We start from the raw sequence: 15578 nt of genomic DNA, 5'->3' as shown, positions 1-15578 counted from the left end.
CGTTTATTGGCATGTTTCTCTCAAAGATGAAAATGATGATATGTATGCTATAGATTTTATTCCACTCATTGAACTATTGAATTACCCTGTCGAAGGATATCAAGAAAATGCAGCTCTCATAGGGGATGTAATCTGGGAATTAACCTTTGATGGATGGACAATAGAGGAGCAACAAAAACGAATATATGAGATGAAAAAACGGTTTGAGGAGTAGTGTAAACTCATTTTAGTTAAATAGACAAGTATTTCTAAAAAGAAATTTACACCTAGTTAGCAATACTACCCACTTTCTATTTTGAAGGGGTTGTTACACCAGTGCTGAGGTGATAATATTCTTTATATAATAGAAGAAAAAAATCACAGGTAAAGCTGACCGGATTGCTAAATACAATCAATTATTACGTATCGAAGACCAATTGGGTGATGTTGCAGAATACAAAGGTATCAAATCTTTCTACAACTTAAAAAACAACCCATTCATCGCCAAATAATTAGTGAGTTGAAGCTGTTTAAAGCCTGTGAGAATTTTCTCACAGGCTTTTTTCTGTCACTATTTTTTTGTTGGAGTTCTTTTGCTAGCATCAAAATTAAACTGTTTAACTTTATAGAGGGATCTTTTCTAAAGCTTGTTCTAGGTCGGCAATCAAATCATCGACATATTCAAGTCCAATAGATAGACGAATCGTTTCTGGTCGGACATTTGCTGTAGCAAGTTGTTCTTCTGTTAGTTGGGAATGAGTAGTAGAAGCGGGATGAATAATCAAAGATTTTGCATCGCCAACGTTAGCAAGCAAAGAAAATAGTGCAACTTGATCGATCAAGTTTTTACCATTTATTAAGCCGTCTCCTTTAAGTCCGAAAGTAAAGACAGAGCTGATACCTTTTGGGAAATATTTTTGGGCGAGGTCATAATATTTATTCCCAGCCAAAGTAGGATAATTTACCCAAGCAACTTTAGGATGTGCAGCTAAGTATTCAGCGACCTTCTGAGCATTTTCGACATGTCGCTCCAAACGAATCGAGAGAGTCTCGATTCCCAATAGTGTCAGCCAAGAATTTATCGGTGCTGGTGTAGCTCCTGTGTCACGGAGCAAAATCGTACGTAATCGAGTGATATAAGCTGCTTCTCCAGCTACTTCAGTCCATGAGATTCCTTGATAACTGTCGTCTGCTTCTACCAAACGTGGAAATTTTCCGTTGTTCCAATTGAAGCAACCCTTATCAATGACTGCACCACCTAAAGCCACGCCATGACCGGCAATATATTTAGTTGTAGAATAAACTACGATGTCTGCCCCATAATCAAATGGTCGAAATAGATAAGCAGTGGCAAAAGTATTATCAACGATTACGGGGATATTTGCGTTATGGGCTATTTCACTGATTGCCGCTAAATCTACGATATTGATATCAGGATTTCCTAAAGATTCAAGGTAAATCGCTTTAGTATTTGATTGGATGGCTTCAGCAAAATTTTGGGGTTCATCGGGATCGACAAACGTCGTTGTGATACCAAAATCCGGCAAGGTATGAGCAAATAAATTGTAGGTGCCACCATAAAGTGTCGCAGCGGAAACAATATGATCTCCGACGGTGGCGAGATTCTGAATGGCATAAGTAATCGCAGCAGAACCTGAAGCCGTAGCAACTGCTCCGACACCGCCTTCCAATAAGGTCAGACGTTCCTCTAAAACAGCGGTAGTAGGGTTGGTAATGCGGGTATAGATATTTCCTGAATTACTTAGACCAAACCGATCAGCAGCTTCATCAGCATTTTTAAAAACATAAGAAGTTGTTTGATGGATTGGAATGGCTCGACTGCCTGTCTCATCGACTGTTTGTCCACCGTGTAGTTGAATTGTTTCAAAATGTTGTTCACTCATAACTAAGTCCTCCTCAAAAATAAAATAAAAAAAACGTCCTTTCTCTCCCTAGGGAAAGAAAGGACGTTTAAAAACGAAAACGCGGTACCACCTTTTTTCATGCTTAAAAAGCACCTTATCAGCACGTAGCATAGCTAGATACTGTTGCATAGTAACGGTGCAGACCCGTTGGCGGCTAATCACAAGGACTCACCCCCAAAAAGTTCAGAGACCATCTTCAATCAAATGTCCTTATCTGTTCGCACCAAATACAGACTCTCTTAAAATTTCATTTGATTTACTTTTCTCTTCATCACTTTATTTTAATTCTTTTGCCATACAATACACTTGATTAAATTCATTGTCAATATTTTTTATCAATGTTTTTTTGAGCACCCTAAGCAACGAGGAAAAGGATTTTTTCAGTTTTTTGAAAGCTTTTGATATAATAGCTTCAAAAGAAGAATAAGGAAGTGAATAATTTGGCAAAAGATGAGTTGCAACAACATATGGATAAGGGGCGTTATGGGGCACCGCTGGTTAATCCTGATGAGCAGCGCAAATATCTAGGAACTTTTCGAGAACGTTGTTTTGTCAGTATGACTGTCAAAGAAATGGAAAATAAACAACATCAGCAGCATCTAGTGACGGAAATCAAAAAACATCCAGAAGGTCGGCTATTAATTAACGGTGCTATTTCTGAAGAATTACAGCGTACTTTTATTGGTCTAGCTTCAAAAAATGCGGTTGATTTTACGATCGTAAATGATGCAACGGCTGAATCGGAAGATAGTATCGGCGTCTTGCTAGTGACAGATCACGCGGTGAATCAAGAGATCATCGACATTGAAGAAAAATACCAAACTAAAAATGTTGATTCAAAAGCTGAAACCAAGCCTAAAAAAAGCTTTTTTAGTAAATTATTTGATTAAAGAAATAAGGAATTAATTAATTACAGTTGACATTTTCTGAAAGTGTCGGTATTATACTGCTTGGGCACCCTTTTAGAAGGGTCAAGTGTTTAGTGAATTCATAGCTCCCTATTCAAATTGGATAGGGAGCTTTCTTTGTTTTTCCTAGACGTTTCCTGCAAATTAGTATGAAGGAGTTTTTTCATTTATGACAAAGTATATTTTTGTAACTGGCGGCGTAGTTTCATCAATCGGTAAGGGGATCGTGGCAGCATCATTAGGCCGCTTACTTAAAAACCGAGGATTAAAAGTAACGATTCAAAAATTTGATCCATACATCAATGTCGATCCAGGTACGATGAGTCCTTACCAACACGGAGAAGTGTTTGTAACCGACGATGGTGCTGAAACGGACTTGGACTTAGGTCACTATGAACGTTTTATCGATATTAACTTGAATCAATACTCCAACGTAACGACAGGAAAAATCTATTCAGAAGTGATTCGTAAAGAACGGAAAGGGGAATACTTAGGAGCAACTGTTCAAGTAATCCCGCATATTACGAATGAAATCAAATCAAAAATCATGCGTGCAGCCAAGATGACGGATTCAGACGTGATCATTACCGAGGTTGGCGGAACTGTAGGGGATATTGAATCATTACCATTCCTAGAAGCATTGCGTCAAATGAAGGCAGAAGTCGGTGGAGATAATGTGATGTACATCCATACAACATTGATTCCTTACTTAAGAGCTGCTGGTGAAATGAAAACTAAACCAACGCAACACAGCGTAAAAGAATTACGTGGTCTAGGGATCCAACCAAATATTTTAGTAGTTCGGACAGAACTGCCTGTTTCACAAGGGACCAAGAATAAATTAGCACAATTCTGTGATGTGGAACCAGAAGCAGTTATTGAGTCTCGGGATGTTGAAACGTTGTATTCTATTCCATTAATGTTGCAAGAACAAGGCATGGACCAAATTGTTTGTGATCATTTGAAATTGGATGTACCGGTTGCGGATATGACAGAATGGAAGACACTTGAAGAAAAAGTCTTGAATCTTAAAAAGAAAGTCAAAATCGCTTTAGTTGGGAAATATGTGGAATTGCCAGATGCTTATATCTCAGTAGTTGAAGCATTGAAACATTCCGGTTTTGCCTTTGATTCAGATATTGAGATCGAATGGATCCAATCACAAGATGTAACGCGTGAAAATGTTGCTGAAATATTAGGCGATGCTGACGGAATATTAGTTCCTGGGGGCTTTGGTGATCGCGGAATCGAAGGAAAAATCGAAGCCATCCGTTATGCACGTGAAAATGATGTGCCGTTCTTAGGAATCTGTTTAGGTATGCAAATGGCATGTGTTGAATTTGCCCGCAATGTTGCCGGCTTAGAAGATGCCAACTCAGCGGAAACTGTGCCAGATACGAAAAACAATATTATTGATTTGATGGCTGATCAAGAGAATGTGGAAAACTTAGGTGGAACACTGCGTCTAGGATTGTACCCTTGTAAATTGAAAAAAGATAGCAAAACAGCAGCAGCATACGGAAACGCCGAAGTTATCCAAGAACGCCATCGTCATCGTTTTGAATTCAACAATAAGTACCGTCAAATGTTTGAAGAAAAAGGCTTAGTCTTTTCAGGTGTGTCTCCTGACAACCGTTTAGTTGAAATCGTTGAGATTCCTGAAAACAAATTCTTCGTAGGTTGTCAATTCCACCCAGAATTGATTTCTCGGCCAAATCGTCCGCAACCATTGATCAAAGCATTTGTAGGGGCTTCATTAGAGAATAAAGAAGCAAAATAGCAACATTGACTGAAAGGCTGTCAGGCCTTTCAGTATTTTTTACAAAAAAAGTTGGAATGTAAAGGTTTTATTGGAAGGTTTGGAGTAGCAAAGATGCCAAAACTTTGATAGAATTAATTCGTTAGTTAAGCTTGGCTTAACCAAATAGTAAAACACTAGGAGGAATTTTTTTATGCCAGTAGTATCAGGAGCAGAATTCTTAAAAGCTGCACGTAAAGGCGGATATGCAGTTGGTGGATTCAACACAAACAATTTAGAATGGACACAAGCAATTCTAAAAGCTGCAGAAGCTAAAAAAGCACCAGTTCTTATCCAAACTTCAATGGGCGCTGCGAAATACATGGGCGGATACAAAGTTGCTAAAGATATCATCACTGATTTAGTTGATTCAATGGGTATCACTGTACCAGTTGCAATCCACTTAGACCATGGTGACTACGAAGCTGCTTTAGAATGTATCGAAGTTGGCTATACTTCAATCATGTTCGATGGTTCTCATCTACCATTTGAAGAAAACTTGAAATTAGCTAAAGACGTTGTTGAAAAAGCTCACGCTAAAGGTATCTCTGTAGAATGTGAAGTTGGTTCAATCGGTGGTGAAGAAGACGGAATCATCGGTGCTGGTGAATTAGCTGACATCGACGAATGTGTACAAATGGTTGCTACAGGTATCGACTACCTAGCATGTGGTATCGGTAACATTCACGGCGTATATCCTGAAAACTGGAAAGGTTTAGCATTTGACCACTTGCAAGCTATCGCTGATGCTGTAGGTTCTGATGTTCCTTTAGTATTACACGGTGGATCAGGTATTCCTCAAGAACAAATCCAAAAAGCTATCTCTATGGGTGTTTCTAAAGTCAACGTTAACACTGAATTCCAATTATCATTTGCTAAAGCAACTCGTGAATATATCGAAGCTGGCAAAGATAAAGAAGGAAAAGGCTTTGACCCTCGTAAATTGTTAGCACCAGGTGTTGCTGCAATCGTTAAAGATGCTGAAGAACATATCGACTGGTTCGGTTCAGCAAACAAAGCTTAATCTACTTTTTCTAGTCTCGGAGCATTCGCTTCGAGGCTTTTTTTATTTTATCGAGAGTTTTAGGAAAGCTTCCTTTTTATACGCTACATAATATGCTAAAATGGATAATGGTTTACATGATTCAAAATAATTAATTAGGTGAAAATAATGAAAAAAATCGAAATTCATGGCGGAAAGCCATTATCAGGTGATATAACAATTAGCGGGGCGAAAAATAGCGCAGTCGCATTAATTCCAGCAGCAATCATGGCGGATTCGCCAGTAACTTTGGAAGGTGTTCCAGACATTCAAGACGTCCATTCATTAATTGAAATTTTAGAAATTATGGGAGCGAAGGTTTCTTTTGCGAATAATCGAATGGTGATTGACCCAACGAACGTTGTTTCTATTCCAATGCCTAGTGGGAAAATCAATTCATTACGCGCTTCTTACTATTTTATGGGAGCATTACTCGGAAAATTTGGCGAAGCAGTTGTTGGTTTACCAGGAGGCTGTTTCTTAGGTCCTCGTCCAATCGACTTGCATATCAAAGGCTTCGAAAGCTTAGGTGCCGATGTTTCTAATGAACATGGGGTTATTTATTTACGGACGGATGAAACAGGACTAAAAGGTGACCGGATCTTTATGGATGTGGTCTCGATTGGTGCGACCATCAATGTCATGTTGGCAGCCGTTAAAGCAAAAGGTAAAACGATTATCGAAAATGCTGCTAAAGAGCCTGAAATCATTGATGTAGCCACTTTATTAAACAATATGGGGGCAAAAATTCGTGGTGCCGGTACTGATGAAATTCGAATCGAAGGCGTCGAGGAATTACATGGATGTGTTCACTCCATCATTCCTGACCGGATCGAAGCAGGGACCTATCTAGCATTAGCTGCTGCGATAGGTGAAGGGGTCACTGTCCATAACGTAATCTATGAACACATTGAAAGTTTTATCGCAAAACTGGAAGAGATGGGCGTTGAAATGAACATTTCAGAAGACAGTATCGAAGTATTGCCTTCTAGAAATCTAAAAGCAGTTGATGTGACGACCTCTCCTTATCCGGGTTTTGCAACGGATTTACAGCAGCCGTTGACACCGTTATTGTTAAAAGCTCAGGGAAGTGCAGAAATTATTGATACGATCTATTCAAAACGGATCAATCATATTCCTGAATTGGTTCGAATGGGGGCTGATGCCAAAGTAGAAGGCAATTTAATCGTCTTGAATGGCCCAAACCAATTACACGGTGCAGAAGTGGTTGCTTCTGATCTACGAGCAGGAGCTTGTTTAGTGATTGCTGGACTGATGGCTGAAGGTAAAACCACCATCTTCAATGTAGAATATATCTTACGCGGCTATGACCACATTATTGATAAATTAACGGCTCTTGGTGCCACTATCGCAATGATCGACGAGGAAGAGGCGGAATAATGAGCGACTATTTAACAATGGCGGAACTTAAAAACAAGACGCTGAAAGAAATCTATACTTATGCAAAAGATTTCAAGATTCCCTATTACAGCCAAATGAACAAAAAAGAATTGTCGTTGGCGGTTATTCGGGCTCAGGCTGAAAAACAAGGCTTCTTCTATATGGAAGGAGTCTTGGATATTGTTGGACAAGATGGCTATGGCTTTTTACGGCCTATCAATTACGGTCCAAGTGCTGAGGATATTTATATTTCAACGTCACAGATCCGCCGTTTTGGGTTACGCAATGGCGACAAAGTAGCCGGTAAAGCACGACCACCCAAAGAATCCGAACGGTATTATGGCCTGATGCACGTCGAAAGCGTCAATGGTAAAGATCCGGAAGAAGCTAAAGAACGTCCCCATTTTCCAGCGCTAACAGCTCTTTATCCAGAAAAACAATTAATATTAGAAACAACATCAGGTCGTTTATCGACTCGAATGATCGATATGTTTTCGCCAGTTGGTTTTGGTCAGCGGGGCCTGATCGTAGCGCCACCTAAAGCTGGGAAAACAACGATTTTAAAAGAGATTGCTAACGGCATTACGGATAATTATCCTGAGGTTGAATTGATTGTCTTGCTAATCGATGAACGTCCAGAAGAAGTTACCGATCTGGAACGTAGTGTTAATGGCGAGGTGGTTTATTCAACTTTTGATCAACAACCACAAAATCATACGCGGGTTTCGGAACTCGTTTTAGAACGTGCGATGCGTCTTGTCGAGGATAAGCGAGATGTCGTTATTTTGATGGATAGCATCACTCGTTTGGCGCGGGCCTATAACTTAGTCGTGCCGCCAAGTGGTCGGACTCTAAGTGGTGGGATTGATCCAGCCGCGCTTTATAAACCCAAAAAATTCTTTGGTGCCGCTCGAAATATCGAAGAAGGAGGCAGTCTGACGATTTTAGCGACCGCCTTAGTCGATACCGGCAGCCGGATGGATGACGTAATCTATGAAGAGTTCAAAGGAACGGGGAACTTGGAACTACAATTATCCCGTGAATTAGCCGAACGCCGAATCTTCCCGGCAATTGATATCAAAAAATCAGGGACCCGTAAAGAAGATTTATTGATGGCACCTGCTCGTTTAGAAGAAATTTGGAAAATCCGCAATAACATGACAGGTGATTCTTTAGAATATACCTCACAATTCGTGAATTTCCTCAAAAAATCTAAGAATAACGCTGAAGTCTTCAAAGCCTTCAAAGATGTTTCCTTCGGTAGTAAAACACCACGCAGAAATCAAAAAAGATAATTGCATTGTCGAATCATTCATGATAATATGTTCATGTTGCAAATTGCAAAAATAACTCTGAACCAGCAAATGATTCAGGGCAAAGGAGCGAAAAAAACTATGAAACAAGGAATTCATCCAGAATATCATCCAGTTGTGTTTATGGACTCAACTACAGGTTTCAAATTCTTGTCAGGTTCTACTAAAACTTCACAAGAAACAGTTGAATGGGAAGACGGAAACACTTACCCTGTAATCCGTGTCGAAGTAACTTCAGACTCTCATCCATTCTACACTGGACGTCAAAAATTCACTCAAGCAGATGGACGTGTCGATCGTTTCAACAAAAAATATGGTCTCAAAGACGCAAACGCTGCGGAATAAGAAAAACGCTGATTTATCAGCTTTTAGCAGACTTCATTATAGGTGGAGTCTGCTCTTTTTTCGTTTTGACCATCCTTTTGACCATCCCATCTTCTTCCTCGTGCAACTTATTCATGTAATCAGCAAAACGATCTGCCGTTTCTTCTTTTTTCTGTTCACTCACATGGGCGTAAATATCCATGGTAGTTCGAACATCCGTATGACCCAAACGAACTTGTACTTCTTTGATAGAAGCTCCTGATTCAAACAATAAACTACAATGCGTATGACGAAAACCATGAACAGTCATATGCTTTAACTTATTTTCTTTCAGTATTTTAGTTAAATTATGATTTAAGAAATCTAGGTAATGCGGTTTATTTTCTTCTGTCGTGAAAAGAAGTTGTGCGCCATTTTCCACAGGTTTTCTACCTGTTTTTAAAAAAAAGGCTTTTTGTTTAAGAATACATTGTCGAAAGATTGATAAAGTTTGATTATCAATCGAAATAGTTCGCAAACTTTTTTCTGTTTTCGGGGTTTGGAAAGCTAATTTCCAATCTTCAACAGTCGTTAATGTTTGCTTAACAGAAAGGGTTCCTCGTTTGAAATCAATGTCTTTCCATCGTAAAGCTAGTAATTCACCTTTACGTAAGCCTGTAAAAGTTAAAATATGAAACATTGGGTACAATGGATCAGGATATTTTTTAGCAATTTGCAAGAAGTATAGAACTTCTGCTTTCGTATAGAAGGGAGCCGTATATTTTTCTTCATCAATTTGTTTTTGTCTCTTTGGTCGAATAACGCCTTCCATTGGATTTCTACGAATCAGTCGTAAGCTTTTGGCGTATTGAAAAATGGAGTTTGTCATACCAATCAGATTAGAATACTTTTTGTAATAGGAATACCAATGATTGACTTGTTTCTGACAATACGGAATGGAGATTTTAGAAATTCTCCGTTCACCAAATAGTGGAAGAATATGTTTGTTTAATGCGACTCTTTGAACAACATAGGTACTTTCTTTGACCGTATTTTTATATTGTTCAAACCACTCTAAAGCGATATCCGAAAACAATCGGTTAGACTCGATGACAAGATCATATTCTTGTGCGAGTAACTGTAAACGTGCTACTTCTTGTTTGGCTGCTTTTTGGGTTTTGAACCCTCGCTTGGTTGTTGTTTTCTTCTTTCCAGTAAGCGGATCAACGCCTAAATAGACTTTAACCAGATAAGCAGTAGACCCATTCTTTTTTGTATATTTTTTAATCATGGGAGTTCTCCTTTGAATGATTCGCCAGTATATCAAAGGGAAATCGTTTTTCCTCCTTCCATACTGGTATCATAGGCGGATTGGCGTAAATCGTCAAACTTAAACTTTTAAGTGGTGTAAGAAATCTTTGATATCATCGCGATCAAAACGAGCTTCTTTTCCAAAAGGGATGACTTTTAATCCTGAGGCAATCCACTGATTTAATCGGTCATCTCCAATACGTAATCTTTTTTTGACTTGCTTACGATTCGGATAGGGTGGTAAGTCATTGACAGAAGAAAATTTTGTTGATTGTTCTTCAATTCGCTGCAGTATCTGTTCGGTTAAAACTTCGATTATTTCACTATTGTCTTCTAATGAAATTTCAATTTTCATTTCATCACCTCGTTTAAGAAAGTTTAAAAACCTATCTATTTTTGTATTTTTGGCTCTCTCCTATCAAAAATTCCGCCAGACCACTATAGTACCCTTGAAATAAGCTTGAAAACCACTACAGTGGCATGGTAAAATTTTCTATGAAAAGGAGGCTAATCCCTTATGAAACAAGGTATCGCAGACATTCATTTAATTCGTAAAATTTTGAAAGAAAAACCAGCAAAAGAACTTTCTGACCACACAGGTATCAGTTTAAGTTCCATCAAAAAATGGAAAAGCGGCGAGCGATCCATTGAAAAAATGAATCTGGGCGATGCCATTAAACTAACAGATTTTGCATCTAACAATTCAAAGGCAGAAATCAGTATCTGGTCTTAGTAACAGGTGTATAAATCCTTGTAACAATCGGTAGTACTCATAATTAGACGGTCTGGGAAGACCCACAGAAGTTTCATCTCTTCTCATACGCGGAGAGCTACCTAATGCGGTGAGGCGTTCAAGGTAGGTGTATCATTATCCAGCTTAGAGATCCTCGCACTTCCATTTTCCCAAAATGAAAGCTGTAACCAAAGTGTGTATCGCTCCTTTCAAATGAAAATCATCGCGCACTTTCTTACACCGCTTCTTCTAAAACTGAACGTATCTAATTATGCTATTTAGTTGTCAAGGAGCAAGTGGCTTACTAGCCCATGAAAATTTGCTTAAACCAGTAAACTTTCATGGAATAATAAACAATCGAGGAAGTGTGAGAGGTTGACCACACCTCCACGAAGGATGAAGCTATCAAATCTTAAATGCTAAGATTTTTGTAAGCAAACGTGTTTCAAGACGAGCAGATAATACTTCATCTACCACCAGATGTTTTTGCCCTACTTCATCTTTCAGAAACCGGAGAGAGCGTTGCATCATATACGGACGAAAATGTTCTTTGATTTGATTAATTGCCACCACATCACCATCAATTGCCTGTACAATCACGTCAAAGGGGACTCTGGAATAGGTTGTCTTCATTGCGCATCCTCCTTCATGAATTTTCGAATCAAATGTAACGCTTTGTGTCGATGCTCATTTACCGTTGAGCGACTCAATCCCATCAAATTTGCAATTTCTGCGTCATTCATTTCAATAAAGTAATAAAACAAGATAATGTTTCTTTTTTTCTTTGGCAAACGCTCTAATGCTTCTCCTAGAGACATACTTTTAACAGCAATTTCTGCACCCTCCAATTCAAAGTAACTGAAATCGGATGGATACTGGTCAATACTAGCAAACTGTTCCACTACATAATCATCTAGTTCTGAAAAAGCGACTTCTTTTTTTGATATCCGACTGAGAGACTTTAAATAATCCTTACGTTCGTCATCAATGGATCGTTTACAAATATAGTCAAATTGCATTTCAATGGCAGCTTGGAACAGGGAAGAACTCATGTCATTCACACCTCCTTTCCCGTTGAGAAAGAAGATGATTCCAATGAACATTTATCTCCTTTCGTAATATAACCCGACGTAAAGAGAGGAAATGACGGAATTTTTGAAAAAAACTTTTAGAAAAACACAAAAAAGTCCATATCCGACGATATGGACAAAGTAATTCACACAAATAGTTCCCTTTTAATAGAACCAGGAAACTACATTTTAATCCGAAAGGATTCTTTGAAATAGAAAAAATTTTTTTGATAAATTTAGTAAATAAATCCAATGGATGCTGTCATGAGTCATGGTTTATTCTCCCAAAAACATCGTCTTTAGCTTTACACATAAAAAAATGACGATTCAGAAATCGTCGTTTAGTGTACTCAGATATATTTTTGTGCATAGGAAAGAAATCGCTAAAAGACTGATTTTTTTTTTCTTTTAGCAATTTGAAAAAAATAGGATTTATTTAAGCTATATACTGCTTTATATAAGGCCTGTTTACATTTAGATAGGAACAGTATAATGCCGATAGGTGATATATGATGGACAGAAAAAAACATAGAACTTTTGATTTCAAACCATTGGGTCTTGCGATTAAAGAAGCCCGTCTTAGTAAAGGATTGACTCGTGAGCAGGTAGGATCAATGATCCAGATTGCGCCACGCTATTTGACGAACATTGAAAATAAAGGACAACAGCCAAGTTTTCATGTTGTATATGATTTAGTGACTTTGCTAAATATTTCTTTGGATGGATTTATTTTAGGGGAAGAAAACAGTCATAAAAGCTCCAAACGTCTTCAAGTAGAAGCACAGTTGGATTGTCTGGATGAAGATGAATTAGTGACGATTGGGAAAGTGATTCAAGCAATTTACGGAGAAAAATGTAAATTTAACTAGTTCAATAATACACAATGGATTAATTAATACTATCAGGAAAGATTGATTACAAAGATGTAATGAATTTTTTCTGATTTTTGTTAATCATAAATAGAAAATGAATTTATCTTTGTTACACTTAGGAACTAGAGCGAATGATAAATAGTTCTTTGGTTACTCTTATCGCTGCAAAGTACAGTTCATTTTTTTGTTGTTGGGAAAATTTTCTGGATTTATTGCATATCACTTCATCCGACTAAAAATTTTTGATTCCCATAGCGAAGTTCGTTTTTGTTCCTTAGGAAAAACTTGACTGATATACTAGTTTTGAAATGACGAGTAACTCTGTACTTCATCAATAATCAAGTATTGAATTTTAATTGTATACTTTTTATGCTTGAGGGATGTCTACTGTAATACAGCTACTGCAAAAAAAATCAGTACACTTATTTTCTTATAAAGGATATCAAGAACTAAGCTCAATGGTATGCATAGAAAAGAAAAAGCCGATAAAATGAGATTTTGATATCTCGAATTATCGGCTCTGCGTCTTTGCGTCTGGCTCTGTAATTACAGTTATTCTAAACTTCGTTATTTCAATTAAAATTTCTTGTCTGCATTTAGGACAAAATAGAGGGAAATTTTTTAATTCAGTATCTTCCCTCATTTTTAAACGGGTCTTATTGCCACATATAGGGCACAGTATCCACCTAGTATTTACAATATCTATATCCTCCTGTTCTAATTAACAACTCAATATTCATTTTAAAAATTTCTCTTTAGTTCACTATCAATGTAAGTTGATTTTATTAAACATATGCCTTACTTTGTCTATTCTATTATTTGGACGACGTGGTTGGAAAGCAGACTTAATGTTAGTAACCTGATAACCTTTTAACTCTGTTAAACAGACACTGCGTCCATTTGTAAAGAAAGTTAAACTGTTTCGATACTCTTGAATACAACGGGCTGGAATTTCACCAATGAGAATGACCTCGTTACCTTTTAACTTAGTATTTAAAATATTTGCACAATATTTGGAAGCATCATTATATGCTCTCGAAAGATATTCTTGTGGTACATAAATTTCGAAGCTAAGATATGGCTCTAATAACTCTGTACCACTCTTTCTAAAAGCCTGCTCTAGTACAATAGGCGCAAGCATTCGGAAATCTGCTGGCGTACTGACAGGGCTGTAATATAGACCATACTTAAAACAGATCTTACAGTCTGTTAATTTCCAACCGTACAATCCTTGTTCACACCCATAGCGTATACCTTCCATAACTGCATTTTGAAATGATTGATTTAAATAACCTAGAGAAACCAGGCTCTCATACTGAATGCCACTACCCAAAGGAAGTGGTGTTACAGATAAACCAATAGAAGCCCAGAAAGGATTTGGAGGTACTTCGATATCAATGGTAAATTCAGATTTTTTTAATGGTCTTTCCATATAAATGACAGTTGGTTTTCTTGTTTCTATCTCAATATGATATTTTTCTTGAATCAGAGTACAAGTTACCTCCATTTGGACCTCACCTAAAAAAGATAGCACAATTTCGTGAGTTACTGTATCTACATAATATTGTAGAAGGGGATCACTATCGGATATTTCAAAAAGTGCATCTAGTAACTTTTCTCTTTGTACTGATTTACATGGTTCAATTGTTGTTTGTAACATAGGAAGAGGATTCTCAAGAATTTCTCTATGTGGTAATCTTTTTTTATCTCCAAGTACGTTATTTAGTTTTAAAAGCTCATTTTTTAAAATAATAATCTCACCAGGCTCTGCCTTATCTATCTGGCGTAATTCTCCATTTATTGAAGTATACATTTCTGTAACTTTTATTTTTTCCTTTTCTGATATATTGACTGAGTCTCGCAAATGTAGCGTTCCACTATAAAGACGTACATAGACAAGCCGTTGACCATCATCTGAATATTCTACTTTAAAAACATTTCCACAAAGTTTATCTGAATTGAGTTGTGTGGGTGAAAATAATTTGCTAGTAATTACCTCTATAAGTTGTTTAATTCCAATATTATTCTTTGCACTTCCGTGATAAACAGGATATAAGGAGCAACTTTGAATTCTTTCGTTTTCCTCCTTTTCAAGTTCTGCAATATTCAATGTTTTCCCAATGGTATATTTTTCTAATAAATAATCATTTCCCACAATTACTGTCTCCCATTGTTCTGGTTCAGTATAATCTATTACATAAGGTTTCAAATTTAGATTCACAGTCTGCTTAATTATGATGTCGTCAGAAAGTTTGTCCTTAATATCTTGATAAACATCTGGCAAATTTATTCCATTTTGATCAATTTTGTTAATAAAAAATATTATAGGTATGTTCATCTTTCTAAGTGCATGGAATAGTATACGAGTTTGTGACTGTACTCCATCTTTTGCAGAGATTAGCAAAATAGCTCCATCCAAAACAGATAATGAACGGTATACATCTGCCAAAAAATCCATGTGTCCAGGAGTATCTACAATATTTACTTTAACATTTTCCCGTTGAAAAGATGTTATTGCGGTCTGAATAGTAATACCTCTCTGGCGTTCCAAAAACATAGTATCCGTTTTCGTTGTACCGCTATCTACACTTCCTAACTCTTTAATTGCTCCGCTACTGTATAGTAAGCTTTCTGTCAAAGTAGTTTTTCCTGCATCAACATGTGCTAAGATACCGATATTAATAATTTTCAATTTTATTTCCTCCATTCAAAAGCTCAAAAAGCAGAAAAAATCCCAGTGATAAATACTCTTATCACTGGGATTTTAATACAAAAATAGCTGTATACTACACACTGATAGCCACAGATGCTTTATGATAAAATGATAAAAGTATTCTTAAACTGGGCACAAAAAACCAGTCCTTATTTTAAATAAGGATGCTTAATTAATTATTCCCGCTATCTAATTGACAGTTTATTTAAG

The 15578-nt window shown here is 37.2% G+C and carries 16 protein-coding genes, 2 pseudogenes and 1 other annotated feature; of the genes and pseudogenes, 11 read left to right on the top strand and 7 right to left on the bottom strand.

All coding sequences use genetic code 11. The features are described 5' to 3' along the window. Together EP1_RS10500 and EP1_RS13745 are read left to right on the top strand one after the other, a co-directional pair. A pseudogene (locus tag EP1_RS10500) lies at positions 1-214 on the top strand (hypothetical protein); the annotation flags it as partial. 151 nt (positions 215-365) lie between these two features. Continuing rightward, positions 366-491: pseudogene (locus tag EP1_RS13745) on the top strand (hypothetical protein); the annotation flags it as partial. A 111-nt stretch (positions 492-602) separates the two neighbouring features. Here the strand turns inward: EP1_RS13745 and EP1_RS10495 are convergent. Further along, positions 603-1883 (bottom strand): O-acetylhomoserine aminocarboxypropyltransferase/cysteine synthase family protein, encoded by a 1281-nt coding sequence (locus EP1_RS10495; RefSeq protein WP_067627144.1) that lies wholly within the window; start codon positions 1881-1883, stop codon positions 603-605. 56 nt (positions 1884-1939) lie between these two features. Then, positions 1940-2185, bottom strand: a binding site (T-box leader). Positions 2186-2344: 159 nt separating this feature from the next. Here EP1_RS10495 and EP1_RS10490 point away from each other — a divergent pair. From EP1_RS10490 to EP1_RS10465, 6 genes are all read left to right on the top strand, one after another. After that, positions 2345-2794, top strand: coding sequence for a YueI family protein (locus EP1_RS10490; RefSeq protein WP_083507538.1), 450 nt, complete (start codon positions 2345-2347; stop codon positions 2792-2794). Between the two features lie 187 nt (positions 2795-2981). Further along, positions 2982-4592 (top strand): CTP synthase, encoded by a 1611-nt coding sequence (gene pyrG, locus EP1_RS10485; RefSeq protein ID WP_067627142.1) that lies wholly within the window; start codon positions 2982-2984, stop codon positions 4590-4592. A 172-nt stretch (positions 4593-4764) separates the two neighbouring features. Beyond that, the gene (locus EP1_RS10480; RefSeq protein WP_048718717.1) at positions 4765-5634 is read left to right on the top strand and encodes a class II fructose-bisphosphate aldolase; all 870 of its coding nucleotides are present in this window, start codon (positions 4765-4767) and stop codon (positions 5632-5634) included. A 147-nt stretch (positions 5635-5781) separates the two neighbouring features. Beyond that, positions 5782-7053, top strand: a complete 1272-nt coding sequence (gene murA, locus EP1_RS10475) for a UDP-N-acetylglucosamine 1-carboxyvinyltransferase (protein WP_067627139.1) — start codon at positions 5782-5784, stop codon at positions 7051-7053. Continuing rightward, entirely contained in the window at positions 7053-8348 is a 1296-nt protein-coding gene (gene rho, locus EP1_RS10470) for a transcription termination factor Rho (protein WP_067627137.1), read from the top strand. The genes murA and rho overlap by 1 nt, the downstream gene beginning before the upstream one ends. Before the next feature lie 99 nt (positions 8349-8447). After that, complete coding sequence (locus EP1_RS10465) at positions 8448-8711, top strand: type B 50S ribosomal protein L31 (RefSeq protein WP_067627146.1); 264 nt, start codon at positions 8448-8450, stop codon at positions 8709-8711. A 16-nt stretch (positions 8712-8727) separates the two neighbouring features. On the opposite strand, the gene EP1_RS10460 is transcribed toward EP1_RS10465, so the two are convergent. Together EP1_RS10460 and EP1_RS10455 are read right to left on the bottom strand one after the other, a co-directional pair. Continuing rightward, complete coding sequence (locus EP1_RS10460; protein ID WP_060815585.1) at positions 8728-9960, bottom strand: site-specific integrase; 1233 nt, start codon at positions 9958-9960, stop codon at positions 8728-8730. Between the two features lie 99 nt (positions 9961-10059). Then, positions 10060-10335 (bottom strand): hypothetical protein, encoded by a 276-nt coding sequence (locus EP1_RS10455; protein WP_002405442.1) that lies wholly within the window; start codon positions 10333-10335, stop codon positions 10060-10062. Between the two features lie 162 nt (positions 10336-10497). Between EP1_RS10455 and EP1_RS10450 the strand changes: the two genes are divergently transcribed. Continuing rightward, positions 10498-10713, top strand: coding sequence for a hypothetical protein (locus EP1_RS10450; RefSeq protein ID WP_002405441.1), 216 nt, complete (start codon positions 10498-10500; stop codon positions 10711-10713). Between the two features lie 405 nt (positions 10714-11118). Here EP1_RS10450 and EP1_RS10445 read toward each other — a convergent pair whose 3' ends face one another. Together EP1_RS10445 and EP1_RS10440 are read right to left on the bottom strand one after the other, a co-directional pair. Continuing rightward, positions 11119-11346: a helix-turn-helix domain-containing protein gene (locus tag EP1_RS10445; RefSeq protein WP_002405440.1), complete on the bottom strand. Its 228-nt coding sequence runs from the start codon at positions 11344-11346 to the stop codon at positions 11119-11121. After that, complete coding sequence (locus tag EP1_RS10440; RefSeq protein WP_002405439.1) at positions 11343-11816, bottom strand: sigma-70 family RNA polymerase sigma factor; 474 nt, start codon at positions 11814-11816, stop codon at positions 11343-11345. The genes EP1_RS10445 and EP1_RS10440 overlap by 4 nt, the downstream gene beginning before the upstream one ends. A gap of 479 nt (positions 11817-12295) precedes the next feature. On the opposite strand from EP1_RS10440, the gene EP1_RS10435 reads away from it, so the two are divergent. Then, positions 12296-12652, top strand: coding sequence for a helix-turn-helix domain-containing protein (locus tag EP1_RS10435; protein WP_017370348.1), 357 nt, complete (start codon positions 12296-12298; stop codon positions 12650-12652). A 514-nt stretch (positions 12653-13166) separates the two neighbouring features. Here the strand turns inward: EP1_RS10435 and EP1_RS13340 are convergent. Continuing rightward, positions 13167-13334, bottom strand: coding sequence for a cysteine-rich KTR domain-containing protein (locus EP1_RS13340; RefSeq protein ID WP_005228365.1), 168 nt, complete (start codon positions 13332-13334; stop codon positions 13167-13169). Positions 13335-13421: 87 nt separating this feature from the next. Continuing rightward, positions 13422-15362 (bottom strand): tetracycline resistance ribosomal protection protein Tet(S), encoded by a 1941-nt coding sequence (tet(S), locus tag EP1_RS10430; RefSeq protein WP_002405437.1) that lies wholly within the window; start codon positions 15360-15362, stop codon positions 13422-13424. Between tet(S) and EP1_RS13780 the strand changes: the two genes are divergently transcribed. Then, the gene (locus EP1_RS13780; RefSeq protein ID WP_193393255.1) at positions 15347-15472 is read left to right on the top strand and encodes a hypothetical protein; all 126 of its coding nucleotides are present in this window, start codon (positions 15347-15349) and stop codon (positions 15470-15472) included. The genes tet(S) and EP1_RS13780 overlap by 16 nt on opposite strands. Positions 15473-15578 lie beyond the last annotated feature (106 nt).

The organism is Enterococcus pseudoavium NBRC 100491, assembly GCF_001544295.1.
GTDB lineage: Bacteria > Bacillota > Bacilli > Lactobacillales > Enterococcaceae > Enterococcus_A > Enterococcus_A pseudoavium.
This window is presented reverse-complemented; position numbering and strand designations above follow the sequence as displayed.

Bases quoted from the DNA above. Each gene is read 5' to 3' on its own strand.
- EP1_RS10435 (WP_017370348.1), top strand. From the start codon at position 12,296: ATGGACAGAAAAAAACATAGAACTTTTGATTTCAAACCATTGGGTCTT.
- EP1_RS10495 (WP_067627144.1), bottom strand. From the start codon at position 1,883: ATGAGTGAACAACATTTTGAAACAATTCAACTACACGGTGGACAAACA.
- EP1_RS10465 (WP_067627146.1), top strand. From the start codon at position 8,448: ATGAAACAAGGAATTCATCCAGAATATCATCCAGTTGTGTTTATGGAC.
- EP1_RS10480 (WP_048718717.1), top strand. From the start codon at position 4,765: ATGCCAGTAGTATCAGGAGCAGAATTCTTAAAAGCTGCACGTAAAGGC.
- EP1_RS10460 (WP_060815585.1), bottom strand. From the start codon at position 9,960: ATGATTAAAAAATATACAAAAAAGAATGGGTCTACTGCTTATCTGGTT.
- pyrG (WP_067627142.1), top strand. From the start codon at position 2,982: ATGACAAAGTATATTTTTGTAACTGGCGGCGTAGTTTCATCAATCGGT.
- EP1_RS10445 (WP_002405440.1), bottom strand. From the start codon at position 11,346: ATGAAGACAACCTATTCCAGAGTCCCCTTTGACGTGATTGTACAGGCA.
- rho (WP_067627137.1), top strand. From the start codon at position 7,053: ATGAGCGACTATTTAACAATGGCGGAACTTAAAAACAAGACGCTGAAA.
- EP1_RS10440 (WP_002405439.1), bottom strand. From the start codon at position 11,816: ATGTTCATTGGAATCATCTTCTTTCTCAACGGGAAAGGAGGTGTGAAT.
- EP1_RS10450 (WP_002405441.1), top strand. From the start codon at position 10,498: ATGAAACAAGGTATCGCAGACATTCATTTAATTCGTAAAATTTTGAAA.
- murA (WP_067627139.1), top strand. From the start codon at position 5,782: ATGAAAAAAATCGAAATTCATGGCGGAAAGCCATTATCAGGTGATATA.
- EP1_RS10455 (WP_002405442.1), bottom strand. From the start codon at position 10,335: ATGAAAATTGAAATTTCATTAGAAGACAATAGTGAAATAATCGAAGTT.